We start from the raw sequence: 23,875 nt of genomic DNA, 5'->3' as shown, positions 1-23,875 counted from the left end.
TCTTGTAAGAGGGTGTCGCCATCAGCGACGGAACTGCACCTTGCTGCTCTCCTTCATCCATTCCAGACTTGCCTGGGTCGATGCTTGCGGATGATATTCGGCGCTGACCCAACCCCGGTAGTTCAGTTGATCCAGGGCATTGAATATCCGGCCGAAATTGATTTCTCCGGTGCCCGGCTCATGGCGACCCGGATTATCGGCAAACTGGATGTGCCCAATAAAGGGAAGCAGCCGCTCCAGCGTGCGGATCAGATCTCCCTCCATGATCTGCATATGATAAAGATCATACTGCAGCTTCAGGTTATCGGCGCCAACCGACTCGATCAAGCCCATGACACGGTCAGAGGTATCAAGCACGAACCCTGGCATATCCACTTTCGAATTGATGGCTTCTACGCACAGGGTAATCCCTGACCGCTCGCATACCTCGGCCGCCCACCGCACGTTCTCTTCCAGGGCCCGCCATGCGGCCTCCGGAGTCTGGTCCGGCGGCCGAAGCCCGGCCAGGCAGTTAAGCCGCTGGCAGCCAAGGATTTCGGCATAGCGGACGGCCTCTTCCACACCTTTGCGGAATTCCTCAACACGGTCGGGAAGACAGGCAATGCCCCGCTCACCCGCCTCCCAGTCCCCGGGCGGAAGATTGAACAGGACCTGGGTAAGGCCATGCTCATCCAGCCATGACCTCAGTGTTTCTGCCGGCCAGGGGTAGGGAAACAGGTATTCAACCCCTGAAAAACCCGACTCACGGGCAGCAGCAAAGCGCTGTTCGAATGGCAGTTCCGTGAAAAGCATGGAAAGGTTGGCAGCGAAGCTTGGCACGGGTCAGCCTCCTTCCCTGTCGTCACGGCTCCCAAGCCGGGTGCCATTGAGCTGTTCCAGCTCCAGCAACAGCCCGCTGTGGTCCACTTCGCTGTGTCCATTCGCCAGCAAGGCCAGATAGCCATCATGCACCTGCTGGGACAGCGGCAGGGTCAGATTTTCGGCCCGGGCCTCGTCCAGAATCATGCGCATGTCCTTGAGCTGGATACGGGCTGGCGCGCCTGGGGTAAAATCCCGGTCAATCATGCGCTGGCCGTGAAGTTCAAGTATCCGGCTGCCGGCGAACCCTCCCATCAAAGCCTCTCGCACGGCAGCCGGATCCGCACCACCGCGGGCGGCGAGCAAGAGAGCTTCAGACACTGCCCCGATCGTGATACCGACAATGGCCTGATTCGCCAGTTTGGCCAGCTGGCCCGAGCCGACAGGGCCGATATGGGTTGGCGTACCGAGGACGTCAAGCACCGGCGCCATGTCATCCATAACCTCGGCCTGACCTCCAACCATAATGCTTAACCCGGCCGCTTCAGCGCCCACCGTCCCCCCCGAAACCGGCGCGTCGAGATAGCGAGCTTGCTTTTCTGCAGTCAGGTCACTGTGCCTCCTGGCCAGCGCAGGAGAGACGGAACTCATATCGATCAGTGTCGCCCCGGTCCTCAGTGCCGAAATTACGCCCTGGGCAACCAGCACATCCTCGACCACCGAGCCGTTCTCCAGCATGGTAATGACCACATCAGCCTGAACCACGGCCTGGGCCGGCGATTCGGCTATTTGGGCCTGGTCCCGGAAGGGTTCGCACTTGCTCTTGGTGCGGTTCCACAGTGTCATTGGAAAACCGGCTGCCAGCAGGTTGCGGGTCATGGGGGTTCCCATCAATCCGATACCCAGAAACGCAATATGGGGCTTGGGAGTTTTTGTCTGCTTGTGGTTGGCCACGGTCATTTGCTTCCCCGAAAATCCAGGTTCGAAAACAGAAACGCCACCAGGCCGGAGCGTGGTGGCGTTCAGTTTACCGCTAAATCACATGCTTTTCTGGTTCAGCGCGGTTCAGGCCGCCTCGACCATCTGCATGCGGATTTTCTTCATGGCGTTCTTTTCCAGCTGGCGAATGCGCTCAGCCGATATACCGTACTTATCCGCCAATTCGTGAAGCGTCGACTTGCTGTCTGTCAGCCAGCGTTCCCGAAGAATATCCTGACTGCGTTCATCCAGTGCCCCAAGGGCTTCCATCAGACGGCCGTTGGAATCTTCCGTCCAGTCTGTCTGCTCCAACTGGATAGCCGGGTCACTGCGGTGGTCTTGCAGATAATGCGCCGGGGCCTGATAGGCGGTCTCGTCATCATCATCCATCGGGCCGTCAAAGGCCGTGTCATGGCTGGCCATGCGGCCTTCCATTTCACGCACCACCCTGGGCTCGACACCCAGATCTTCTGCCACTGCATTCAGCTCGTCATGGTTCAGCCAGGCCAGGCGCTTTTTCTGACTGCGCAAGTTAAAGAACAGCTTGCGCTGGGCCTTGGTTGTTGCCACTTTCACAATGCGCCAGTTACGCAGAATGAATTCGTGTATCTCGGCCTTGATCCAGTGCACAGCAAAAGAGACCAGACGAACGCCGTACTCAGGGTTGAAGCGCTTAACCGCTTTCATCAGCCCGACGTTGCCTTCCTGGATCAGGTCGGCCTGGGCGAGGCCATACCCGGAATAGCTGCGAGCAATATGTATTACAAATCGCAAGTGCGACAGCACCAGCTGACGGGCCGCTTCAAGATCGCCGTCATAATGCAGTTTTTCGGCAAGCTGACGTTCCTCGTCGGCGGTAAGCACAGGGATCCGGCTCGCAGCCTGAATGTAAGACTCAAGGTTCGCTCCCGGAACCAGGCGGTCTGCTAGCTGTAAGCTTGTACCCATGCGTTCCCCTCCCATGTTGTGCGGTCAACCAATATAGCAATTGGACATCAGACCGCCAAGGTCTAAAAAAGTTCCCTATCAAACACCGCGTGCCAGAAAACGCTCCGTTTCTCTCCATTCGGGCTGGTTTGATGCTCTTTTAACGTACACTGACCCCTCGTCAGAGTTCAATACGCTATTTCCGCGACATGGGATCATATACGGCGCTTAGTATCCCGTCTGGTTAATTCGTTGACCTGGGACACTAGCCGGGCTCTATGGCATCCAGGTGCCGCTTCACCGCCAGCCACGCCCCCAGCCAACCCAGTAGAACCGCACCGAGTATGAGCAGGAGACTGCCTTCAAACGACAATCCGGTGAGTGAGAAATTGCTCCGGTAGAGGCCCGCCAGGCGCTCGACCGGCCCGGTCAGCCACCACAGGGTGAGCTGAAGCAGAATAAACGCGACCACGCCGCCGCCCAGGCCGAACCATATGCCGGTATACAGGAACGGGCGGCGGACAAAAGCATCGGTGCCACCCACAAGTTTGGCCACCAGAATTTCGTCCCGGCGACTTTCAATGGCCAGGCGAATGGTATTGCCTATCACCAGAATGACCGCCACTGCCAGCAGCACAGCGAGAGCCCATACGCCTCTCCCCAGCAGCTCGGTGATTGCGTTCAGCCGTTGCAGCCAGCCAAGGTCCACCTGGACCCGGGCGACTGCCCGCAGGTCCTCCAGGGCAGCAACCAGGGCCTGCATGCCGAGCTCGTTGCGGGCGCCCTCTTCCGGCGTTACAAGGAGCGTGTGTGGCAACGGATTCTCTGCCAGATAGTCCAGCGCCTGGCTCAGGCCCGAGCTGGCGCGGAATTCGGCCAGGGCAGAAGTTTTATCGATCAGCTCCACTTCCTGCACGTCGGCCCGGGTGGCAATATCGAGGCGAAGCCTGTCGGCATCCTCTTCCGTTACGTCGTCATGCAGATATACCGTAACTCTGGCAGCGCTTTCCCAGCCCGCGCTCACGCCCTGCAGACTGGTCAGCAATAGCAGAAGGCCTACCGGCAGTGCCAGGGCGACGCCCATCACCGTCCACGTCATCAGACTGGCTACCGGAACCTGGAGCATACGGCGAACGCTGTCCCGAGCAACCTTGCGATGGTGGCCAAAATAACTTTCGATAGCCTCCCGGACCGGCGAGTGGCTACGATTGGCCCCCCGTTTCTGGCTGGCCCTTCGGGTTTCTGTCCTGGGGTGCTTGTTACTACTCACAGCAACTCCTCACGCGACGCTGCGGCCGCTACCACTGACCAGACGGCCATCGTCCAGGGTCAGCGTCCGCCGCCCCATGTCAGTAATCAGGGCAATGTCGTGACTGGCTATCAGCACCGTCACCCCAACCTGACTGAATTGCTCAAACAGGTGCATGATATCGGCAGACAATTGCGGGTCCAGGTTGCCAGTGGGCTCATCCGCCAGCAGTACCGGCGGCTTGTTCACGACCGCACGGGCGATGCCCACGCGCTGCTGCTCACCGCCGGACAGCTGGATGGGGTTCATCTTTTCCTTACTGAGCAGGCCCACCTTGTCCAGCGACGCCCGCACCCTCCGGCCTATGTCCCGGCCCGGTACGCCCATGACCTCAAGGGGCATGGCCACATTATCGAAAACGGTCCGGTCAAACAGCAGGTGATGGTTCTGGAAGACGACCCCGACATGGCGCCGGATGTAGGGCACCTGCCGCCTCGGCATTTTATTGAGCAGTTGGCCACCGACGATGACACGACCGGCACTGGGTCGCTCCATTAACATGATCAGCTTGAGCAAGGTACTCTTTCCGGCCCCCGAATGTCCGGTCAGAAAAGCCAGCTCGCCCCGGCCCAGGTGAAAATTCACCTGCTTGAGGGCGGTATGATCGTCATCGTAGCGCTTGCTGACCTGCTCGAACTCGATCATGCGTCCGGACTACTCATCGAACAGGGCATCAACAAAGGTCTCCGCATCAAATTGGCGCAGGTCCTCTACCTGCTCACCCACGCCGATATAGCGAATGGGCAGCTGGAGCTGACGTGCAATGGCAAACACGATACCCCCCTTGGCGGTACCGTCGAGCTTGGTCAGCGTAATGCCGCTGACGCCTACCGCCTGCTGGAACACCTGGGCCTGGCTCAGGGCGTTCTGCCCGGTGCCGGCGTCCAGCACGAGCATAACCTCATGGGGCGCCTGGTCATCCAGCTTTTTCATGACCCTGACCACTTTCTCCAGCTCGGACATGAGATTGTCCTTGTTCTGCAGCCGGCCAGCAGTATCGGCAATCAGGATATCCACCTCACGGGCGGCGGCAGACTGTACCGCATCGTAGATGACCGAGGCACTGTCTGCACCGGTATGCTGCGCGATGACAGGAACCTTGTTGCGCTCACCCCACACCTGCAGCTGCTCCACCGCGGCGGCCCGGAAGGTATCCCCGGCGGCAAGCATGACCGACTTGCCTTCATTCTGGAACTGGCGGGCCAGCTTGCCGATTGTGGTGGTCTTGCCGACGCCGTTGACACCAACCATCAGTATGACAAAAGGCTTCTTGTCGGATTTGATTTCCAACGGCTGGGCACTGGTCGCAAGCAGCCCCCGGAGCTCGTTTTTCAGCGCTGTTCTTAACGCGGCGCCGTCCTTGAGCTGCTTACGCTCGAGCTTGCTGGTAAGGGAGTCAATAATCTCCGAGGTTGCCGTTACGCCCACATCGGCCATCAGCAAGGTGGTTTCAATTTCTTCCAGCAGGTCCTCGTCTACGGTCTTCCCCACCGAGAACAGGCCAGTGAGGTTGGACGAAAGGTTACTGCGTGTTTTGCCGAGGCCCTGACGAATACGTTCAAAAACGCTGACTGTCGGCTCGACTTCCTTCGGCTTTTGAACCGCCGGCAGCTCTTTTTCGGGTTCGGGCGCAGGTACCGGGGCCTTTTCTGGCTCCGGCTCGACGGGCAGAGGTATCTCTTTGGCTTCCGGCTCAGGTTTGGGCTGGGGCTTTACCCCTTCGCCGACCTCAGGTTTGCGCTGGGGGATGCGCTTGGGTTTCGGCATGCGCCGACGTGCTCCCACCAGTTCCAGCACAAACACGAGCACAAGAAAGACCAGGAAGCCGATTGAGATCCACTCTGCCATTGTCATTAGTTTCCATTCCCGGGAGTTGCAAGGCCCAGCGGCAAGTGCAGCTGGGCCGGAAGATTTGAACCGGTCATTCTAGCGGTCGCGTTACGAGCCGTCCAAGGCTTGCGCTTATGAGGCGACGGATTTTTCGCTACCATACTCGGGTCTGGCCGAATTTGCGGCTCTTTGAAGTATGCCCTCCACCCACAAAGGCCTTCTACAGCATGGCAGAAAAACGATCAGGCAAGGCCTCAGTGTCCGGCGGCAACGCCGGTGAACTGCGGATTATCGGCGGCGAATGGCGCAGTCGGCGCCTGCGCTTTCCAGAGGCAGGCGGCGTAAGGCCAACCCCTGCCCGCATCCGGGAGACCCTGTTCAACTGGCTGACGTACCACCTACCCGGTAGCCATTGCCTCGATCTGTTTGCCGGCAGCGGTGCCCTGGGGTTGGAAGCCCTTTCACGAGGTGCCGGTTCGGTGACCCTGGTGGACCACACCCCGGCCCTGGCCAGCGCCCTTAAAGCCAACCTCGCCCTGCTCGGCTCGACATCGGGTTCGGTCGTGTGCGCCCCGGTAGAGCGCTATCTTGCCACCGCTCCTGCAATGCCACTCGACATCCTGTTCATGGACCCGCCTTTCCGGCAGGGCTGGCCGGAACGGCTGATTCCGCTTCTGGTTGAGAACAACTGGGTTCGGGAGGGCGGCTGGATTTACGTGGAGCACGAAAGTGAGCGCAGCCTGACGGCGGTGCCGCAGCATTGGCACTTGCACCGTCAGAAAACAGCCGGTCAGGTAAGCTACAACCTGTTCAGGATCCAGGCATGAAAAACCCGCTTCCTGAGAAGCGGGTTCCTGGTGTCCCAGAGCAGCCAGTCAGACAGGTCGCAGGGAGTACGACTTCAGGTGTTCCGAGAACTCCTCAAGGTAGCGTATGCCGCTGGCTTCTGCATCGCGACACCACTCCATGAGCGCCTGCAGCTTCTCTTGCTGCTTCACGCCCCGGCGGCGCCACAGAGCCTGGAGTTCATGACTCTTGTCGTAGATCTGCCGCAGGACCGGGTTGGTTTCCAATATGGAGTCCAGTTGTTCCTGGTCACTCGGCTTGATCAGTGAGACCTCGCGGGACAGCAGCCGACGAATCTTACGATAACGGGGCTTGATGGTGTCTTCCATCAGGGTCTTTTGCTGGCGCAGTACCGGCTCCATGACCTGCTTGCGGTACTGGCGCATGATATCAAAACGGTTATTGGCAATGGCCTGAACCGTTTCCACATCCATGTCCTGTTTGCCCGGTACTGAGTGGGCAATAGGCCGGAAACCCTTGGGCTTGGCCAGACCGAAGAGCTGGAGCATACGGATGTAGCCCCACCCGATATCCACTTCGAACCATCTGCGGGACAGCTTTGACGAGTTCGGGTAGGTGTGATGATTGTTATGAAGCTCTTCGCCGCCGATCAGTATGGCCCAGGGCATGATATTTCTGGCGTTGTCGGCACACTCGTAATTGCGATAGCCAAAATAGTGGCCCACTCCGTTAACCACACCTGCAGCCCACACCGGAATCCACATCATCTGCACCGCCCAGATCCAGATGCCATGGACACCGAACAGTGCCAGGTTAATAACAGCGAGCAACGCAATACCCAGGTTGTTGTGGCGGGTATAAACATTGCGCTCTACCCAGTCAGTCGGCGTCCGCTGCCCGTAACGTTCGAGCGTCTCCGGAGTTGCGGCTTCAGCATAGAGTTCGGCACCTTCAAGAACCACTTTCCTGAGCCCCTTGACCACCGGGCTATGGGGATCGTTTTCGGTTTCGCAGGTGGCATGGTGCTTGCGATGAATAGCAGTCCATTCCTTGGTGATAATGCTGGTGGTCAGCCACAACCAGAAACGGAAGAAATGCGCCACGGCCGGATGCAGATCCAGCGAATTGTGAGCGGAATGGCGGTGAAGATAGAGTGTCACGCTGACGATGGTCACATGGGTCATGCCCAGAGTAACCAACACAAGCTGCAACACAGATAGGTCCAGAAGACCATTATACCACATACAGGAAACCCTCAAATCAATACGGTAGGCTGGCAGGCCTGATTTACTACTCTCACAACTTTAGCTTACAGCTGTACGCCAGAACAACCCGATTTTCATGTTATCTGGTAATGGAATACCCGCATAAGGTCGGGTTGTCACGGATTGACAGAGGGCTGCCTGAGGCGACAATCGGCAGCCATCAGCCTAAGTTTCAATGGAGACCAGCTTGCCCGAGTTACCGGAAGTCGAGACAACACGCCGTGGTATAGCTCCCTTTATGGAGGGCGTAAAGGTCGCGGAAATCCACGTTCATGGAGGACGCTTGCGCTGGCCGGTCCCGGAAAACCTGCCGGAACTTCTCCGGGACCAGACGGTTCTTGCCGTCGACAGACGAGCCAAGTACCTGCTTTTGCGTTTCGAACAGGGCACGCTCATTGTCCATCTTGGCATGTCCGGCAGCCTGCGGGTCATTACCGATCAGAGCCCTCCTCTTCGTCACGACCATGTTGAGCTGGTGATGGCGTCCGGCGTCCAGTTGCGCTACAACGACCCGAGGCGCTTCGGCTGCTGGCTCTGGGCCCGAGAACCTCTCACCCATGCCCTGCTGGCACAACTGGGACCCGAGCCACTGGACAGCGTCTTTACGGGTCACTATCTGTACCGGTTATCCCGACAGAAAAAAACGCCCGTAAAACACTTTCTGATGGATAATCACACGGTAGTGGGGGTAGGAAATATTTATGCCAATGAAGCCCTGTATCTGGCCGGCATAGACCCCCGTCGCGGGGCCGGGCGCATCAGCCGCAATCGGTATGAGCGCCTGGCACAGGCCATCAGGGAAGTTCTGAGCGCGGCCATCCTCATGGGCGGCACTACCCTTCGGGATTTCGTAAACAGCGACGGCAAGCCCGGCTATTTTTCCCAGTCCCTGCAGGTTTACGGACGTGGAGGCCAGCCCTGTCTGGAATGTGGAACCGACCTCAAGGAGGTGCGCATGAGCCAGCGCACCACCGTTTACTGTCGGAAGTGCCAACGCTAGCGTCTTTTCAGGCAGTACAACTGGCGATAACGCACGGAAATGCGTTTGAAATTACCTCAATATGATTCATAGTTAACGATGAGTGTCCGCTGATCGGCCTACCCGGGCTGAGCAGTCCAGCGGCAACTGAAACCAGGAGAACAACGATGTCAGCCAAGTTTTCACGCGTATTCACCACAGCCGTAGCGGTGTGCCTGTTGGCCTTCGCGTCCCTGGGACATGCCCGTGGCGTTGACGAGACCCCGTCGGCACTTGCCATGACTGGCGATGCCCTGCTCGCACGTCCGGTTCTGTTTGCCACCACCATCGTAGGCAGCGCTGTGTATCTGGTGTCCCTGCCGTTCTCGCTGCTGGGCGGCAATGCCGCTGAAGCCGGAGAAGTACTCGTGGTAGGGCCGGCCAAGGCCACTTTCGTTCGCTGCCTCGGCTGCACCAATGGCAAGAAGCAGGAAACCGTAGGCCAGGAACAGGCCAGCCGCTGACTCCGGCGTTACCGCCGCCCTGCCCGATCGTCGGAGGGCCCTGCCAAAGGGGCCTGCTGGATCTGCTGCAGCCGGTGCGTCATCTGGCGGAATATTCCTGCTTGCCAATCTGCACATTGTGCGGCAGCCTGAGGCCGTCTTCATACAGGTTTTGAGCAGGTTTTAAGCAATGGTTAGCTGGGATAATCTAGAGACAGTGTTCCTCGACATGGACGGGACCCTGCTCGATCTCCACTTTGATACCCACTTCTGGCTCGAGCATTTGCCCAGGCGCTATGCCGAGCAGTTCGGTATTTCGCCCGCACAGGCGCGCGCCAAGATCCTGCCCATGATCCAGGCGGAGCGTGGCTCGCTGAACTGGTATTGCACCGACTACTGGAGTGAACGCCTGGCGGTCAATATTGCCGCCCTGAAAGCCGAGGTCCGCGACCGGATTGCCTACCGCCCCCATGTCACCGATTTCCTGGGTCAGATCCGGAAGGCCGGCATGAATTGCGTTATCGTGACCAACTGCCACCCGGACCCTCTGGCGCTGAAGCTGGAGGTGACCGGCCTTGACCGCTATGTGGACAGCATTGTCTCCAGTCACGATCTGGGCAAGCCGAAGGAGGCCACGGACTTCTGGTTTGACCTGCAGGCACGGGCCCCTTATGACCCTGCCACCACGCTGATGGTGGATGACAGCATACCCGTACTGGAGAGCGCGCTCTCCGCGGGCATCAGCCAGTGCCTGGCAATTCTGGCACCAGACAGCACACTTGCGCCGCTGCAGGCTCACCCGGCCATACCCTCGATTTCTCATTTCAGTGAGATCCTGCCGTTGCCCCATCGCACTGGCCCCATCCGTTAGCGCGTGCCATCGAAAGGATGAAAAAGGTACACTGATATTGAGCATTCAGCAGGCGGGGAGACATGGCATCAGCACCTGACAGCGAACAGCGGGTAAGACTCGACAAGTGGCTCTGGGCCGCCCGCTTTTACAAGACCCGGAGCCTGGCGAAAGACGCCATTGAAGGCGGCAAGGTTCATTACAATGACCAGCGCTGTAAGCCTGGCAAACTGGTAGAGGTTGGCGGCCGGCTCAAGTTACGCCAGGGACTGGTCGAGCGCACAGTCATTGTCGACCAGATCAGTGATAAGCGCCGGGGTGCGCCGGAAGCCCAGATGCTGTATCACGAAACCGAAGACAGTGTACGCGAACGGGAAGACCTGGCCTGGCAGCGCAAGACTATGCAGGCTGCGCAACTGCCACCTGCCCGGCGCCCATCCAAAAAAGACCGGCGAAATATCCAACGCTTCAAAGACCAGAATGGCCTGTAAATTGGCATCAACGGTCTGAAACCGTACTTTCTTCCAAATGTCTTCAGGAGACGTCAATTGGCATCCCAGGACCAGTTCCAGCGCTTTATATTTGAACACAGCCAGGTGCGGGGCGCCTGGGTCCAGCTGGCCGACAGCTACGCTGAGATCGCAGCCCAGGCCGACTACCCTGAAACCGTGCGCAAACTGCTCGGAGAGGCACTGGCGGCCAGTGTACTGATGAGCGGAACCCTGAAATTCGAAGGCTCCCTGTCATTGCAGGCCAGCGGCACCGGCCCTCTCACCACCCTGATGGCGGAATGCAGCCACGAACGCTATATCAGGGGTATTGCCCGTTACGAGGAACAATTACCGTCAGCCGGAGCTCTTGACGAGCTGCTGGGTGAAGGCAAGATGGCCATCACCATCACCCCGGCTAACGGTCAGCGCTACCAAGGGGTCGTACCCAGGGAACACGGCACACTGGCGGAATGTCTGCAGGATTATTTTGTGCGCTCCGAACAGATCGCCACCTGCCTGATTCTTTTCTGTGACGGTCATCGCAGCGCCGGACTCTTGCTCCAACGACTACCCGGGGGAACCGAGCCGGATGACGACCTCTGGCGCCGGGTGAACCATCTGGCAAGTACGGTCAAGCCGGAAGAATTGCTGAGCCTGGAGAGCGAGACCTTGTTGCACCGTCTCTTTCATGAAGAGACCGTACGGCTATTTAATGCCGACGCTGTTGCCTTCCGCTGCAGCTGTTCCCGCGAGCGCACTCTGGCCGCGCTAGAGGCCATAGGGCGGGAGGAGTGCTACAGCATTCTTGAGGAACAGGGCACCATTGAGATGGATTGCCAGTTCTGTCATGCCCAGTACCGGTTTGACCGGCATGATATCGACCAGCTTTTCCTGGGCCATTCCCTGCACTGAGGAAGAACGCAAGATTCTGGCGCAATTCGCTCAACCATGTGCCCTGGAGAGCTGTCGTTTTTTGGGGACGTCTCTGGCATAATAGCGCGCCTGAACTGACTCGATTGTTTATTTATCCGCCAGTTCGTGCACACTGTAGGCCCGTTGTCAGTGTGGCGACTGATCCATGGCACGAGACGGACAGAACAATCTCGAAGACACCCTATGGCGAGGTCGAAGTGAGCAACACTTATAATGATCTGAGCGCAGCACGACTGGTCGAGCTGGCACTGGAAAGGCGTGAGGGCCAACTGGCCGCTAACGGTTCACTGGTCGTGGAAACGGGCAAGCGCACCGGCCGCTCCCCCAAGGACCGCTACATCGTGGAAGAGCCCAGCACTTCCGATGATATCGAGTGGGGGGCCATTAACCGTCCGTTCGATGCCGAGCGTTTTGATGCGCTATGGGATCGGGTAGAGGCCTATCTGGCTGAAAAGACCAGCTTCATCTCGCAGTTACACGTGGGCGCTGATCCCGAGCACTACCTGCCGGTCCGAATGACGACTGAAACCGCCTGGCAGAACCTGTTTGGCCGTAATCTTTTTATTCGGCCCGATACGTTCAATCCTGCTGACAAGCAGGAATGGCAGGTGCTCAACGCCGCCAATTTCGAATGTGTTCCCGACCGGGACGGCACCAACAGCGATGGCGCGGTTATCATCAACTTTGCCAAGCGCAAGGTGTTGCTGGCAGGCATGCATTACGCTGGCGAGATGAAAAAAGCGATGTTCTCGGTACAGAACTTCCTGCTGCCTGAGAAAGACGTACTGCCCATGCATTGTTCTGCCAACGTGGGCGACGACGGCGAGACCTGTTTGTTCTTTGGCCTCTCCGGTACAGGCAAGACCACCCTTTCGGCCGATCCCCAGCGCTACCTTATCGGCGACGACGAGCATGGCTGGGGTCCTGGCACCGTATTCAACATTGAAGGCGGTTGCTATGCCAAGTGTATTGACCTCAGCCAGAAGAACGAGCCCATCATCTGGGATGCCATTCGGTTTGGCGCCATTGTCGAAAACGTATCGATAGACCCGGAAACCCGCAAGCCGGACTACTCGGATGTATCCCTGACCGAGAATTCACGCTGCGCCTATCCTCTTGAGCATGTTGAGAAGCGGGTAGTGGAAAACAGGGCCGGTGAGCCATCCCACATTGTCTTCCTTACCTGCGATATGACCGGCGTACTTCCGCCAGTGTCCATCCTGAGCAAGGAAGCAGCGGCCTATCACTTCCTGAGCGGTTACACCGCTCTGGTGGGCTCGACTGAAATGGGCTCGTCATCCAAGCTCAAGTCCACCTTTTCCACCTGTTTTGGGGCGCCCTTCTTCCCACGCCCGGCTGGGGTGTACGCTGAACTGCTGATGAAGCGCATGGACGAGTTCGGCAGCAAGGTCTTTCTGGTCAACACCGGCTGGACCGGCGGTCCTTTTGGTGAAGGCCAGCGTTTCAGCATTCCCACGACCCGCGCCATTATCAGCGCCGTCCAGAACGGGGATCTTGACGATGCCGAAACAGAACATCTGCCCATGCTCAACCTGAACGTGCCGGTTGAAGTGCCTGGCGTCGACAGCAATCTCCTGAACCCACGCAACACCTGGGCCAGCGGCGAAGCATACGATGCCAAGGCGAAAGACCTGATCGGCCAGTTCATTGATAACTTCAAGAAGTTCGACGTAGCAGAAAGTATTGTGGCGGCTGGCCCCAAGCTTTAAGCCAGCACACACAGGGCGGCCGAATAACGTCAGCCCAAATAGAAAAGCGCCTGCGGGCGCTTTTTTTGTTCCTAAATGGTCGTGTGACTAGACTGCATAGAACAGCAGGGGCACGAAAGCTACCAGAACCAGCGCTATGGCCATGGTAATCAGAGGCATGATGATGCGTTCATGGCGTTGGTAGAAAGTGCCTGGCTCAGCTTGGGCTGCAGCAATTTCAGCCTCACCTACCACCTGACGGGTAAGCAGATGGTTCAGTGCCACCGGCGGACTCAGGTAACCAAACTCGAACGCGACCAGGGTGACCATCCAGAAGTGAATCGGGTCTATACCGCTGGCGTAGGCAATGCCGGCCACGGTGGCCGACACCAGAATAACAGCGCCGAACGCATCCATGATCATGCCCAGGATCACCAGCAGCACAACCATCAGTAACATGGCACTCCAAGCGCTCTCGAACGCCTGCGGAAACAGACCCATGAGATGAGAACGCTCGATCACTCCGCCTATGCTCACTGACAAACCCAGCAGCAGCAATAAAGCGCCTATTTCCGAGGTGGTATCATTGGTCGCCCCGCGGATACTGTGCTCAAGCCCTTGGTGCGTCAACGCTTCACTGTCTTTCCTGGCATGACGCCGGGCGCTGATATGCTCGTAAAGCAGGATGCCCAGCATGATGACCGGCAGGAGCCGGGGGGCTGAGAACTCGTCCATCCTGACATCCAGAGCCCACAGGTAGAACAGGATGATGCTTGCCATGACTAGGGCGTAGGGCACCAGCGGCTTCAGGGCGCTCAGGGTTGCCGGCAGGGCTTCGGATACCGGCGCAAAGTCGAACCGGTTCTGGCGATTCACACTCAGGGCCACAACCATGAAAAGCGTTGCGGTAAGCAGAAAGACCCAGATGCCCCACCCAAACAGCTCGTCAGTGGTCACCTCGCGGTTGAGGTAGGCTATGACCACCACCAGCAGACAGGGCCGCAGCACCACACCCAGGGACCCAGACATGGCCGTGGCGGCCAATGCCAGCTGACGACGGGCGCCAGCCGCTCGCAACTCGCTGTAGATAACAGCACCGGCGGCAATCACAAAAATCCCCGAGGCACCGGTATAGGCGGTAGGGATGGCGGCCACCAGAACCGCAACCACCGCGAGCATTTCCGGCGGCATACGCCAGGGACGGAAAACGTTGAACACCAGAGCCGCCATGCAAGTCTGCTTGAGCATCATGCCCACCCACACATAGAGCGCCACATTAAGGAACATGTCGGCCAGTTCCATCATGGTACCCAGGTAGATACCGATGCCGGACGCATGCCCGATCAGGGCAAAGTAGGTTCCCGAGATCAGGCACATGACCGTATACAGGGGGACCGCCAGAAAGGCCTTGTTAAGGCTACCTCCCGGCTCGAGGTCAACCGGCGGTCGGAACAGGCGGTAAAGGCTTGCCAGGGTCAGGACAGCAAAACCGATAACCCACAGGTTATGCAGCAGCATACGCTCGGGCGAGACGTCGCCGCCCGCAGCAACGGTTGAATGCCGGAACAGTGCGCTGGAGCCAAGCAACATGAAGTTGGCAACGCTTTGGAGGGCATGGGATACCGTATAATCAAGCCGCGTCTGCATGGCGCGCATGGCTATATGGTGGCGGGTCAGGGTCGCTGTAGCGGCACACAGCATAACCAGGATGACCAGAATGAAACGCTGGGACTCAAGCCCGAAAGCAATCAGATCGGCAACAAACAGCTCTACGCTTCTGTAAGCCCGTACCGCTGGTGTCAGGCGATCGCGGATTTCCTCATAGCGCTCATGGCGGTTTTGACAATCCTCAAGGGCCTGTTCAACGGACTGCCGGACTTTCTCCGGGTCCTTTGGCTCAGACCCAAGCAGGTCAAGCAGGTCATCATCCAGGTCACTGCCGCTGGCCAATTCCTCGGCAATAGCTCCTTCAAGATCACGGTTAGGGTCGCAGGTCGGCTCCACCGGATCGCTGCGCAGCTTGTAGTAACCACCCCAGAGCTGCTCCCCGCCCCTCAGCATCTGGTTATGGATGTCACTGCTGGTCGAAAATACCACCACGGCAAGCAAAAGCAGGCATGCCGGGAGGGAGGAAAACCACTCCCGGCCAGAGCGGCGCATACGACTACGGGGCATCAGACAGGCCTTAATTGACAGATAGAGTTAGAGAATGTCGTCCAGATCCATGGTTTCGGTGGCCTCGGCCTGGTCATCCCAGAAACTGCCTAACCTGCCCGTAGGGGTACGGTAGCCTACATTTTCAACCCACATACGGTCCGAGATTGCGAGGATCACCTGGGTGGCCATCCGGTCCACCATGACCCAGTCCTCCGCAGCAGGCTGCGTGTTGATGGCCTCGGCATGTCTGCGGATTACGCTACGCAGACGCTCGTCATCGCCCTTGTTTATCGCCGCGATGGCATGGAACACGTGGCTCAGGCGGACTCCGGCCACTTCGCCCTGGCGGTCGGCGATTTCCAGACGCTCGAACGCATCCTCGCCGTCCGGCATTGCTCCGGGGATCATCGCCCAAACCGTCGCCCGAAGCGCCATGGGGGCACCCCACCAGGCCGCGTTATCGAGGCATCCGCTTGCGCGGGCCACTGTAGAACCGATGTTCTTGGGCACCCCGATGGCGGAGGTTGACTGGATCTCGGCATTCAGTGCCTGCAAACCGGAAAGCAGACCTGCCATATAAATGAAGCCGTCAATTTCGTCGTCCAGATCCGGACATTCCACCTTGTCAGGATTGCCATAATGAAGATTGTGATGCTGCCAGCCGCTGAAATAGCGCTTTGCGGCCAATACATAGTGGCGTTTCTGTCGTATGGCCGCATCCTGAGCGGCTTCGGGCCGCATGGCCCGAAGGGCCGCCAGACTGGCGAGCTCGTCTTCGCGGGCGCGCTCTTCGGCGCAGCCGCCAGATGCCAGATAGAGCATCACGGCCAGCTGGTCCGGATCGCTGGTCACGCGTCCGAACGACATCAAAAGAGGCGAGGTCGCTTCGCTCATGGCACAACTCATGGCTACGTCGTCGGTCTGCATCAGGTACGGAACGGTGTGATCTTTGGAAAAACCTTTCATCACGTCGCCGGTGGTTTTGTAAAGCACGTGATTCACCGCTCCGCACCCGCTGAGCGCTACGCTGGCAAGCAGGCCGATGATGACGCCGCGGGCCTTTGGACGCCCGGCCCGGTCGCCGGCTGTCTGCGTGTCCAGGAATTCCATTCTCATGTCTTTCACCTTGTGTTTTCTTATTGTTGGAGCCGACGCTCCTGCTTCTCAGCGCTATGTTACCAAGCGTAACCAGGCTGGCATTATCCCCGAGAAGCGGATCAGTTTGTGAGACCGGCACCTCAAAGACGGATCTGGAAGATACATGTCACCTTTGCCTGCATTGACAGATTTCCCCGACCCGCTATACCTGAGGTCAGCACCCATTAAGGGCATGAAGCGACAAACTAGGAGGTATCAATGCGCAAACCAGAGCTGGCCAGTGCTATAGCAGAACAGACCGGCCTCAGCCGCGACAAAGCAAGTGAAGTGATAACGGCCTTTACTGACCAGGTTACCTCTGCTGCATTACGAGGCGACGATGTCACCCTGATCGGCTTCGGTACCTTTACCGTGCGCAACAGGGAGGCCCGAAGCGGGCGCAACCCTCAAACCGGTGCGGCCATTCAGATACCCGCCAGCAAGACTGTCGGCTTCAAACCCGGCAAATCCCTGAAGGACCAGATCAGATAGCCCGGTAGCCCTGCTCAGGCCTGAGGCGACGGCTCTCTGTCAGTCCGCCAGGCCTGGTTTCAGTCGTCAGGTGGAGCACTCGGAGCGGCTGCCGTCCACCCGGCACCGGATCGCCCGCATGAGCTTGATTGCTCGCTCGTCGTAAACGCCATCCTCGAGCAGGGACAGGCGAACCTCCCGAAGCATCGAATCGTAACCCCGGGTATCTTCCGCAGGTGGATGCATCCAGACCTCGGCCGGGATTTCGGATTCTGCCTGGGCGATAATCTGGTAGGCCTCATCGATCCGCTTGATGGATTCATTGCGGACCATCTGACCCGCTTTGTCAGGGAAGCGATCGCGATGCAGGATGACCTGGAAGTTCATGTACGCCACCGCGTACTTGAACACGCCGCCGTTTGGCTGAACGCCCTTGTAAAGCTCAAGCGGGCTATAGGCCACGGCGGGCGCATAGGCCAGATCAACACTGCCATTGTTGAACTTGCCGGCAAAATTGGCGGAATTGGAACCGACCACTGAGGCACCGACGTGCCGGACCATCCGGACGGATGCGGTATCGTAGTCCAGCGTAGCGATTTTCTTGCCCTGCAACTCTTCCACGGTATCGATGGTGCGGTCCCGCATGTGGAGGTAGACAGCTCCGCCGGGAAATACCCCTGCCACTTCGTACTTGTCGTTGACCAGAAAGGGTCGGGCATTTGGCTGACTCAGGGTATTGAAAAGCAGCCGCATCTCCTGCTCTCCGGGGATGGCGCCCATGGCCTCGAGACTGCCGGTAAATTTGTTGAACTCCCGGGCCCGGGTGCCGGTAAGCAGCACCGCGTCGCACTGTCCTGCCTTAAAATCCTCGGCTGCCACCTTCTCGTCGGTATAGGCGCGCAGATTCAGCTTGATGCCTTCTTGAAGAGCAACCGGGCGAAAGGTCTTGGTAATCGCAAACAGCGGACCATTGGCACCGACCGGATCAAAAACGCAGAAGCTGCGTTCCAGCACCTCATCACCGGCCTGGGCCATGACGGACTGCGAAAAGGCCGCTAACAGCATCGCCGCTGCAGTCAAACAACGGGTCAGGGTAAGGGTAAGGGTAAGGGATCGTGGGTTCACGGGAAGACTCCTGATTATTCTTGTGAAACGCAGGCGGGCCGATTCGTCCGTTCACGGCTTCTGGTCACGCTGAGAATGCGCTGCGTTATTTTGGTATCGAGCCTAAGTCGATAGATGAAAGGATACGTTGGCAGGCGTGCCCTTCTCCAAGGGCATACCAGCAAAAAGCGAGGAATTGTGATGCAGTAGGCAGCCTTGGGGTTACCCAGGCCACGTTTGTGGCTCGCTCCTCAGGTTGGCTGCCAGGCTACGCTGCCCTGAGAGATTGTGTAACGGACCACACCCGGCAAAGGACGACCCAGAATGGGTCCGTGCTTACCCGTGGACTGCAGACTGGTGTCATTGGCTACCCAGGTGGCGGCGGGGTCAAACACACACAGATCAGCGCCGACCCCTATCCTGAGCTCGCCGACGCCCAGGCCAAGAACGCCGGCAGGGCCGGAAGTCAGGGCCCGGATCAGCTCAGGCAGCGTCAACTCTCCATCGGATACCAGCATAAGCCCCATGGACAGCACACTCTCTACACTCGACAGACCAGGGGCCGTCTCACCGAGCGGTGCACGTTTTGCAGCCGGATCATGGGGCTGATGCTGACTGACAACGGCACTCACGGTTCCGGTCCGCAGGCCCGTCAGCAGCCCCTGGCGGTCATTTTCAGACCGCAGGGGAGGTATCACATGGAAACGGCTGTCGAAACCGGACAGGGCGTCTTCCGTAAAGACCAGCTGGTGCATGGCCACATCGGCAGACACCGCGACACCGCGAGCCTGGGCCTCGGCCACCATCTCCACCGCGCGCGCAGTGGAGATCTGGCTGAGGTGCAGCCTTACGCCGGTTTCCTCGGCGAGCAGAAGCAGTTCCATGACCGCGGTGGTCTCGGCAATTTCCGGAATACCCAACAAACCCAACCGGGCGGTGACCAGGCCGTCGTGGGCGAAACCGTCGGCTGCCAGGGCACGGTTGTTAGGCTGGAACATGAGGGTGTACCCGAAGGTGCGGGCATAGGCCATCGCCCGGCGCAGGACACGGGCATCACGGATACCCAGAGAGCCATTGCTGAAGGCAACACAGCCTGCCGCCGTTAGACCTGCCATATCACTGAGCAGTTCGCCTTCGAGGCCCCGGGTTGTGGCACCAAGGGGCAGTACCCGGATGGGCGATCGCTCACTGGCCACTTCCTGTATCAGGCGTGTGACTGCGCCGGTGTCGTTGATGGGGGATGAGTCAGGGGCGGCGCAGACGGTGGTAAAGCCACCTTTGGCTGCCGCCCGCGTTTCCGAAGCAATATTGCCCTTCTGGCCGTTGCCAGGTTCCCGAAGGTTGCAGTAAAGATCTACAAAGCCAGGGCTGAGATAACAACCCTCTGCCTGCAGCACCCGGTCAGCAGTGGCCTGCTCAGCCTGCTTGCCAAACGCAGCAATGGCGCCATCCTGTATCAGTACGCTGGTTACCTGGTCACCGATGCCCGCTCCGCTGAGCAGGGTTACACCGGTAATGCACAGACTCTCCGGGGCAGATGTCTTCATTGGCCCGCTCCTTCACCTGGCTGGACGCGCTCTGAGACCTGTCCGCTCATGGCCATGGACATGACCGCCATGCGAACGGCTATGCCGTTGGTCACCTGGTTTAGAATGACTGACTGGGGCCCGTCAGCAACCGCTGACTCAATTTCGACTCCGCGGTTAATGGGACCCGGATGCATGACAATACAACGGCTGTCCGCCAGCGCCAGCTTCTCCTCATTCAGTCCGTAGAGGCGGTAGAACTCACGCTCACTGGGAAGAAGTGCGCCCTCCATCCGTTCCCGCTGCAACCGGAGCATAATAATGACGTCAAGATCCCGCAGGCCATGCCGCATGTCGTACTCGACCTTGCAACCCAGGCTCTCCACATCTTTCGGCAGCAGTGTTGCAGGCGCGATGACCCGCACCTCTTCCACCCCCAGGGTGTTCAGGGCACGAATCTGGGACCGGGCCACGCGGGAGTGCAGGATGTCCCCGACAATGGCCACCTTGAGGCCGGCAAACTGGCCCTTATGCTGGCGGATAGTGAGCATGTCGAGCATGGCCTGGGTGGGGTGGGCATGACGCCCGTCACCGGCGTTGATGATCGCAACGCCAGGGGTCACGGTTTCGGCGATGAAGTGCGGCGCACCACTCTGGGAATGGCGCACCACAAACATGTCGCTGGCCATGGCCTCAAGATTCAGCAGCGTGTCTGACAGAGTCTCGCCCTTGGAGGTGGCCGACGTATTGATGTCCAGGTTGAGCACATCGGCAGACAGCCGTTTGGCCGCAAGCTCAAAGGTGCTGCGGGTCCGGGTGCTTGACTCGAAGAACAGGTTGACGACAGTTCGGCCTCTCAGCAAAGGCACCTTCTTGATGCTGCGCTCGCCCACTTCTATAAACGAGTCGGCCGTATCGAGGATGTCTGTCAGTAGAGCCTGATCCAGGCCATCGAGTGTCAGGAAGTGTTTGAGCCTGCCCTCCCGGGTGAGCTGCAAGGTGGGTAAAGATGAATCCGTTGCCGTCATAAAGCCCCGCCTGCCGTGTTGCCTAACGTGTAAAGTTCGCTCTTGTGCCTGTGGCTACCCTGATGGCCGGTTACTGGCCGGCTTCCCTGAGCTCGACGCTCAGTGGCTCGGGACCTTGCAGTTTTACCCGCTGATGGGCTTCCAGGGAAAGCTCCTTGGCCACTACATCCGGATGGATGGGAAGTTCCCGCGCGCCCAGATCAATCAGGGCGACGAGCAGAATACTGGCGGGCCGGCCGTAGTCGAAGATCTCGTTCATGGCGGCCCGTATGGTGCGGCCGCTCATGACCACATCGTCCACCAACACAATGTCCCGCCCTTCGGTCTCAAAAGGAAGGTGGGATGGCTGTACACGGGGATTCAGCCCAATGCGACTGAAATCGTCCCGATAGAAAGAAATATCCAGCTCGCCAAAAGGCTCGTTCAGCCCCAACCGTTTGTGCAGCACATCCGCCAGCCAGACCCCACCGGTACGAATGCCGATCAATGCCGGGTTATCAATGCCCCGCTCGTGCAGTTGCCGGCGCAGGCCGGCCTCCAGATCATCGAGCAGTGTATCCATATTCAGCAATGCGGTCATCGATATCCCCATCTGTTACGGCCGTTTCCGGGCCTCTTCGCTGAACCAGGTTTCGAGTATCAATACCGCTGCCCGGTCATCCACACCGTTCCGGCCGAAATCACCACTGCCCCCGGCCGCAAGCACGTCGCCCTTGGCCTCAAAACTGGTGAGACGCTCATCGACCATAGCCACCGGCAGATGGAAGCGGCCGTGCAGCCGGTTGCCGAATTTACGGGCCCGGGCACACATGTCATTCTCAGTGTCATCCATATTCAGCGGCAGGCCAACCACCAGCTGCTCCGGACGCCACTCATCAATCAGAGCTGAGATGGCGCTCCAGTCGGGAATGCCATCTCTTGCCGGCAATAGCGATACCGGCCGGGCACTGCCCAGGAGCTCCTGCCCGAACGCCACGCCTATCCGTTTGACGCCGAAATCAAATGCGAGCACCTGGCGCTGACCTGATCTGCTCATCCTGAACTCAGGCCGCGGCGCTGAAACGACCAGGTCCGGATAATCTCGAGCTGATCTGTCTGCGCCTTCATGTCATCAGGAAAAGGCGCAAAAGGGGATGCCATCCTGATGATACGAATGGCGGCATCGTCCAGAATGCTGCTGCCGGAGGACTGGAGAATCGCCACTTCCTTGAGGCTGCCATCCGCCTTCAGCACAACCAGCACCCGCAGCGTGCCATAGATCCCTTCCCGCCTAGCTTCGGTGGGATAGTTCACGTTGCCTACCCGCGTTACCTTATCAATCCAGTTCTGCACGTAATGGGCATTGACCGACCGAAGGGTGGAAACCGCAGTTACCCGCAGCACCCGGGGTTTCTTGGCATAGGCTTGGCGCTGGTTGTCAAAGCGAGCCTCGAGCCGGGCGATTTCCAGACTGCGCTCCATCAGGCTCTTGTGTTCTGCCACCGGCATGGGTTCCCGGGAGGGCTCTTCAACGGGCTCCTGCCTGACCAAGGGGCGACTGTCGCTGCGGGTTTCCACCACTTCTTTCGGGGATTGCGCTACCGGTTCAGGCTGCGCCCGGGCCTGGGGCTCAACCTGGACCTCTGACTCGCCCGCCAGCTCAGTTGGGTCCGGCGTCGTCATCTCCCGGGCTTCCTCCTCGCTGCCACTGCCCTGCTGGCTAGTCTGGGCAAGGAAATCAGCCTCTTCAGGCGCCTCATCGTCATCGAACTGGGACAGGGTAATTTCCATCGTCTCGGCGGATGGCTGCGGCAGTTCCGGGGCAAAAGTAATCCCCAGCACCAGAACTGCGTGCAGCACCAGGGCCATAAACAGGGTAAACGAGAAGCGATCAAAGTCGCTGACCTGAACTGCCATTACGTGATTTTATCCAATACGTTCGTTATAACCGCCGCCCCGGGTCGCGGGACCTCAAGCCCGGGCGGCAGTCGTTCACCCCAACCTGCGGGCAATGGCTTCCATAAGCTGCCCGCCGATGTCGATACCAAAGGCATCATCCAGTTCCCTTATGCAGGTTGGGCTGGTGACGTTGATCTCTGTCAGGTAATCACCAATAACATCGATCCCCACAAATATGAGTCCCTTCGCCTTGAGCGCGGGTCCAACCCGGGCGCAGATTTCCCGGTCCCGTGCTGTCAGCTCCCTGCCTTCACCCCTGCCGCCGGCAGCAAGGTTGCCCCGGTTTTCGCCCTGGGACGGAATCCTCGCCAGTGCATAGGGCACCGGCTCGCCTTCAATCAGCAGAATGCGCTTGTCGCCCTGACTGATCTCGGGGATAAACTTCTGGGCCATGGTCTGGTGGCGGCCATCCTGAGTCAGAGTTTCAATGATGACGCCAAGATTGTTGTCACCCTCCTTGACGCGAAAGATAGACTTGCCACCCATGCCGTCCACCGGCTTGAGAATGATGTCCCCGTGCTCGGCATAGAATTCCTTCAGCCTTGCCGCCGAACGGGTCACCAGCACCGGCGGCGTGCAGTCTTCAAACTGGGTGGCAAATAGCTTTTCGTTACAGTCCCTGAGTGCAGCCATAGGATTGACCATAAGGGTGCCCTTGAGTTCCGCGGCTTCCAGAATGTATGTCGCCATCAGGAATTCACGGTCCACCGGCGGGTCCTGGCGCATCAGAATTACGTCGAGGTCGGCAAGGGCCCGATCATGGGTCTGACCGTAGCGGAACCAGTCGTCAGCATCCATTTTGACGCTCAGGTCCTGGGTCTTCGCCCGGGACTCTCCGCCTTTCAGGTAAAGGTCCGGCAACTCCATATACTCAATGTGCCAGCCTCTGCGCTGGGCGGCCCAGAGCATTGCGAGTGTGCTGTCTTTCTTGTAGTGGATCGCGTCGATCGGATCCATCACCACGCCGAGTCGGACTGTCATTGCACCCCTGCCATTGTTTACTCAGAACTGTTTATTCAGAAACCGGAACCGTTCAGCAGAGCGCGTCGAAGATTAAGTGCTATGCTGACGGTGATGGTATTGTACCCCGTCCTCGAATGCACCTGAATCAGCCATGGATATCAGGAATTAAGACGCATCAATACATTTAGTCACA

General features: G+C 58.8%; 24 protein-coding genes. 8 read left to right on the top strand and 16 right to left on the bottom strand.

From position 1 onward, the window contains the following. Nucleotides 1-21: 21 nt before the first annotated feature. The 6 genes from hyi to ftsY form a co-directional block, all read right to left on the bottom strand. On the bottom strand, nucleotides 22-819 hold the full coding sequence (gene hyi, locus G7W63_RS09870; protein WP_166256839.1) for a hydroxypyruvate isomerase: 798 nt from the start codon (nucleotides 817-819) through the stop codon (nucleotides 22-24). 3 nt (nucleotides 820-822) lie between these two features. Continuing rightward, nucleotides 823-1,758 carry an NAD(P)-dependent oxidoreductase gene (locus tag G7W63_RS09865; protein WP_166256836.1) on the bottom strand — a complete coding sequence of 312 codons (936 nt, stop codon included), beginning with the start codon at nucleotides 1,756-1,758 and terminating at the stop codon, nucleotides 823-825. Between the two features lie 105 nt (nucleotides 1,759-1,863). Continuing rightward, entirely contained in the window at nucleotides 1,864-2,724 is an 861-nt protein-coding gene (gene rpoH, locus G7W63_RS09860; protein WP_166256833.1) for an RNA polymerase sigma factor RpoH, read from the bottom strand. A 244-nt stretch (nucleotides 2,725-2,968) separates the two neighbouring features. Further along, the gene (gene ftsX / locus G7W63_RS09855; RefSeq protein ID WP_166256831.1) at nucleotides 2,969-3,973 is read right to left on the bottom strand and encodes a permease-like cell division protein FtsX; all 1,005 of its coding nucleotides are present in this window, start codon (nucleotides 3,971-3,973) and stop codon (nucleotides 2,969-2,971) included. A gap of 9 nt (nucleotides 3,974-3,982) precedes the next feature. Beyond that, nucleotides 3,983-4,657 (bottom strand): cell division ATP-binding protein FtsE, encoded by a 675-nt coding sequence (gene ftsE / locus G7W63_RS09850; protein ID WP_166256828.1) that lies wholly within the window; start codon nucleotides 4,655-4,657, stop codon nucleotides 3,983-3,985. 9 nt (nucleotides 4,658-4,666) lie between these two features. Further along, nucleotides 4,667-5,866: a signal recognition particle-docking protein FtsY gene (gene ftsY, locus G7W63_RS09845; protein WP_166256825.1), complete on the bottom strand. Its 1,200-nt coding sequence runs from the start codon at nucleotides 5,864-5,866 to the stop codon at nucleotides 4,667-4,669. Between the two features lie 203 nt (nucleotides 5,867-6,069). On the opposite strand from ftsY, the gene rsmD reads away from it, so the two are divergent. Next, entirely contained in the window at nucleotides 6,070-6,669 is a 600-nt protein-coding gene (rsmD, locus tag G7W63_RS09840; RefSeq protein WP_166256822.1) for a 16S rRNA (guanine(966)-N(2))-methyltransferase RsmD, read from the top strand. 48 nt (nucleotides 6,670-6,717) lie between these two features. Here rsmD and G7W63_RS09835 read toward each other — a convergent pair whose 3' ends face one another. Further along, nucleotides 6,718-7,893 (bottom strand): DesA family fatty acid desaturase, encoded by a 1,176-nt coding sequence (locus G7W63_RS09835; RefSeq protein ID WP_166256819.1) that lies wholly within the window; start codon nucleotides 7,891-7,893, stop codon nucleotides 6,718-6,720. 208 nt (nucleotides 7,894-8,101) lie between these two features. On the opposite strand from G7W63_RS09835, the gene mutM reads away from it, so the two are divergent. The 6 genes from mutM (at nucleotide 8,102) to G7W63_RS09805 (ending at nucleotide 13,379) form a co-directional block, all read left to right on the top strand. After that, the gene (mutM, locus tag G7W63_RS09830; protein ID WP_166256816.1) at nucleotides 8,102-8,914 is read left to right on the top strand and encodes a bifunctional DNA-formamidopyrimidine glycosylase/DNA-(apurinic or apyrimidinic site) lyase; all 813 of its coding nucleotides are present in this window, start codon (nucleotides 8,102-8,104) and stop codon (nucleotides 8,912-8,914) included. A 146-nt stretch (nucleotides 8,915-9,060) separates the two neighbouring features. Continuing rightward, nucleotides 9,061-9,396: a hypothetical protein gene (locus G7W63_RS09825; RefSeq protein ID WP_166256813.1), complete on the top strand. Its 336-nt coding sequence runs from the start codon at nucleotides 9,061-9,063 to the stop codon at nucleotides 9,394-9,396. A 169-nt stretch (nucleotides 9,397-9,565) separates the two neighbouring features. Next, nucleotides 9,566-10,246, top strand: coding sequence for a GMP/IMP nucleotidase (gene yrfG, locus G7W63_RS09820; protein ID WP_166256810.1), 681 nt, complete (start codon nucleotides 9,566-9,568; stop codon nucleotides 10,244-10,246). A 62-nt stretch (nucleotides 10,247-10,308) separates the two neighbouring features. Then, on the top strand, nucleotides 10,309-10,716 hold the full coding sequence (hslR, locus tag G7W63_RS09815) for a ribosome-associated heat shock protein Hsp15 (protein ID WP_166256807.1): 408 nt from the start codon (nucleotides 10,309-10,311) through the stop codon (nucleotides 10,714-10,716). Nucleotides 10,717-10,773: 57 nt separating this feature from the next. Continuing rightward, the gene (hslO, locus tag G7W63_RS09810; RefSeq protein ID WP_166256804.1) at nucleotides 10,774-11,628 is read left to right on the top strand and encodes an Hsp33 family molecular chaperone HslO; all 855 of its coding nucleotides are present in this window, start codon (nucleotides 10,774-10,776) and stop codon (nucleotides 11,626-11,628) included. Between the two features lie 188 nt (nucleotides 11,629-11,816). Beyond that, nucleotides 11,817-13,379 carry a phosphoenolpyruvate carboxykinase gene (locus tag G7W63_RS09805; protein ID WP_166258292.1) on the top strand — a complete coding sequence of 521 codons (1,563 nt, stop codon included), beginning with the start codon at nucleotides 11,817-11,819 and terminating at the stop codon, nucleotides 13,377-13,379. Between the two features lie 87 nt (nucleotides 13,380-13,466). Here the strand turns inward: G7W63_RS09805 and G7W63_RS09800 are convergent, their stop codons facing one another. Both G7W63_RS09800 and G7W63_RS09795 read right to left on the bottom strand, forming a co-directional pair. Then, a complete protein-coding gene (locus G7W63_RS09800) occupies nucleotides 13,467-15,533 on the bottom strand; it encodes a TRAP transporter large permease subunit (RefSeq protein ID WP_166256801.1) in 2,067 nt (688 codons plus the stop codon). A gap of 27 nt (nucleotides 15,534-15,560) precedes the next feature. Continuing rightward, the gene (locus G7W63_RS09795) at nucleotides 15,561-16,631 is read right to left on the bottom strand and encodes a hypothetical protein (protein WP_242634375.1); all 1,071 of its coding nucleotides are present in this window, start codon (nucleotides 16,629-16,631) and stop codon (nucleotides 15,561-15,563) included. Nucleotides 16,632-16,871: 240 nt separating this feature from the next. Here G7W63_RS09795 and G7W63_RS09790 point away from each other — a divergent pair, with 240 nt between their 5' ends. Further along, nucleotides 16,872-17,144 (top strand): HU family DNA-binding protein, encoded by a 273-nt coding sequence (locus G7W63_RS09790; RefSeq protein ID WP_166256798.1) that lies wholly within the window; start codon nucleotides 16,872-16,874, stop codon nucleotides 17,142-17,144. Nucleotides 17,145-17,210: 66 nt separating this feature from the next. Here G7W63_RS09790 and G7W63_RS09785 read toward each other — a convergent pair whose 3' ends face one another. From G7W63_RS09785 to gshB, 7 genes are all read right to left on the bottom strand, one after another. Continuing rightward, nucleotides 17,211-18,188 (bottom strand): putative solute-binding protein, encoded by a 978-nt coding sequence (locus G7W63_RS09785; RefSeq protein ID WP_166258286.1) that lies wholly within the window; start codon nucleotides 18,186-18,188, stop codon nucleotides 17,211-17,213. Between the two features lie 290 nt (nucleotides 18,189-18,478). Next, nucleotides 18,479-19,774 carry a dihydroorotase gene (locus tag G7W63_RS09780; RefSeq protein ID WP_166256795.1) on the bottom strand — a complete coding sequence of 432 codons (1,296 nt, stop codon included), beginning with the start codon at nucleotides 19,772-19,774 and terminating at the stop codon, nucleotides 18,479-18,481. Further along, nucleotides 19,771-20,781: an aspartate carbamoyltransferase catalytic subunit gene (locus tag G7W63_RS09775; protein WP_166256792.1), complete on the bottom strand. Its 1,011-nt coding sequence runs from the start codon at nucleotides 20,779-20,781 to the stop codon at nucleotides 19,771-19,773. The genes G7W63_RS09780 and G7W63_RS09775 overlap by 4 nt, the downstream gene beginning before the upstream one ends. A 70-nt stretch (nucleotides 20,782-20,851) precedes the next feature. Continuing rightward, complete coding sequence (gene pyrR / locus G7W63_RS09770; RefSeq protein WP_166256789.1) at nucleotides 20,852-21,361, bottom strand: bifunctional pyr operon transcriptional regulator/uracil phosphoribosyltransferase PyrR; 510 nt, start codon at nucleotides 21,359-21,361, stop codon at nucleotides 20,852-20,854. A 15-nt stretch (nucleotides 21,362-21,376) separates the two neighbouring features. Further along, the gene (gene ruvX / locus G7W63_RS09765) at nucleotides 21,377-21,817 is read right to left on the bottom strand and encodes a Holliday junction resolvase RuvX (protein WP_166256787.1); all 441 of its coding nucleotides are present in this window, start codon (nucleotides 21,815-21,817) and stop codon (nucleotides 21,377-21,379) included. Continuing rightward, entirely contained in the window at nucleotides 21,814-22,677 is an 864-nt protein-coding gene (locus tag G7W63_RS09760; protein WP_166256784.1) for an energy transducer TonB, read from the bottom strand. The genes ruvX and G7W63_RS09760 overlap by 4 nt, the downstream gene beginning before the upstream one ends. Nucleotides 22,678-22,752: 75 nt before the next feature. Continuing rightward, nucleotides 22,753-23,700: a glutathione synthase gene (gene gshB, locus G7W63_RS09755; protein WP_166256781.1), complete on the bottom strand. Its 948-nt coding sequence runs from the start codon at nucleotides 23,698-23,700 to the stop codon at nucleotides 22,753-22,755. Nucleotides 23,701-23,875: the final 175 nt, after the last annotated feature.

It is taken from the genome of Marinobacter salicampi, from assembly GCF_011074795.1.
Lineage (GTDB): Bacteria > Pseudomonadota > Gammaproteobacteria > Pseudomonadales > Oleiphilaceae > Marinobacter > Marinobacter salicampi.
This window is presented reverse-complemented; position numbering and strand designations above follow the sequence as displayed.

Bases quoted from the DNA above. Each gene is read 5' to 3' on its own strand.
- G7W63_RS09780 (WP_166256795.1), bottom strand. From the start codon at position 19,774: ATGAAGACATCTGCCCCGGAGAGTCTGTGCATTACCGGTGTAACCCTG.
- G7W63_RS09825 (WP_166256813.1), top strand. From the start codon at position 9,061: ATGTCAGCCAAGTTTTCACGCGTATTCACCACAGCCGTAGCGGTGTGC.
- ftsE (WP_166256828.1), bottom strand. From the start codon at position 4,657: ATGATCGAGTTCGAGCAGGTCAGCAAGCGCTACGATGACGATCATACC.
- ftsY (WP_166256825.1), bottom strand. From the start codon at position 5,866: ATGACAATGGCAGAGTGGATCTCAATCGGCTTCCTGGTCTTTCTTGTG.
- G7W63_RS09865 (WP_166256836.1), bottom strand. From the start codon at position 1,758: ATGACCGTGGCCAACCACAAGCAGACAAAAACTCCCAAGCCCCATATT.
- G7W63_RS09790 (WP_166256798.1), top strand. From the start codon at position 16,872: ATGCGCAAACCAGAGCTGGCCAGTGCTATAGCAGAACAGACCGGCCTC.
- G7W63_RS09800 (WP_166256801.1), bottom strand. From the start codon at position 15,533: ATGCCCCGTAGTCGTATGCGCCGCTCTGGCCGGGAGTGGTTTTCCTCC.
- G7W63_RS09775 (WP_166256792.1), bottom strand. From the start codon at position 20,781: ATGACGGCAACGGATTCATCTTTACCCACCTTGCAGCTCACCCGGGAG.
- G7W63_RS09785 (WP_166258286.1), bottom strand. From the start codon at position 18,188: ATGCTGTTAGCGGCCTTTTCGCAGTCCGTCATGGCCCAGGCCGGTGAT.
- G7W63_RS09795 (WP_242634375.1), bottom strand. From the start codon at position 16,631: ATGAGAATGGAATTCCTGGACACGCAGACAGCCGGCGACCGGGCCGGG.
- G7W63_RS09760 (WP_166256784.1), bottom strand. From the start codon at position 22,677: ATGGCAGTTCAGGTCAGCGACTTTGATCGCTTCTCGTTTACCCTGTTT.
- G7W63_RS09835 (WP_166256819.1), bottom strand. From the start codon at position 7,893: ATGTGGTATAATGGTCTTCTGGACCTATCTGTGTTGCAGCTTGTGTTG.
- hslR (WP_166256807.1), top strand. From the start codon at position 10,309: ATGGCATCAGCACCTGACAGCGAACAGCGGGTAAGACTCGACAAGTGG.
- gshB (WP_166256781.1), bottom strand. From the start codon at position 23,700: ATGACAGTCCGACTCGGCGTGGTGATGGATCCGATCGACGCGATCCAC.
- rpoH (WP_166256833.1), bottom strand. From the start codon at position 2,724: ATGGGTACAAGCTTACAGCTAGCAGACCGCCTGGTTCCGGGAGCGAAC.
- pyrR (WP_166256789.1), bottom strand. From the start codon at position 21,361: ATGACCGCATTGCTGAATATGGATACACTGCTCGATGATCTGGAGGCC.
- ruvX (WP_166256787.1), bottom strand. From the start codon at position 21,817: ATGAGCAGATCAGGTCAGCGCCAGGTGCTCGCATTTGATTTCGGCGTC.
- yrfG (WP_166256810.1), top strand. From the start codon at position 9,566: ATGGTTAGCTGGGATAATCTAGAGACAGTGTTCCTCGACATGGACGGG.
- rsmD (WP_166256822.1), top strand. From the start codon at position 6,070: ATGGCAGAAAAACGATCAGGCAAGGCCTCAGTGTCCGGCGGCAACGCC.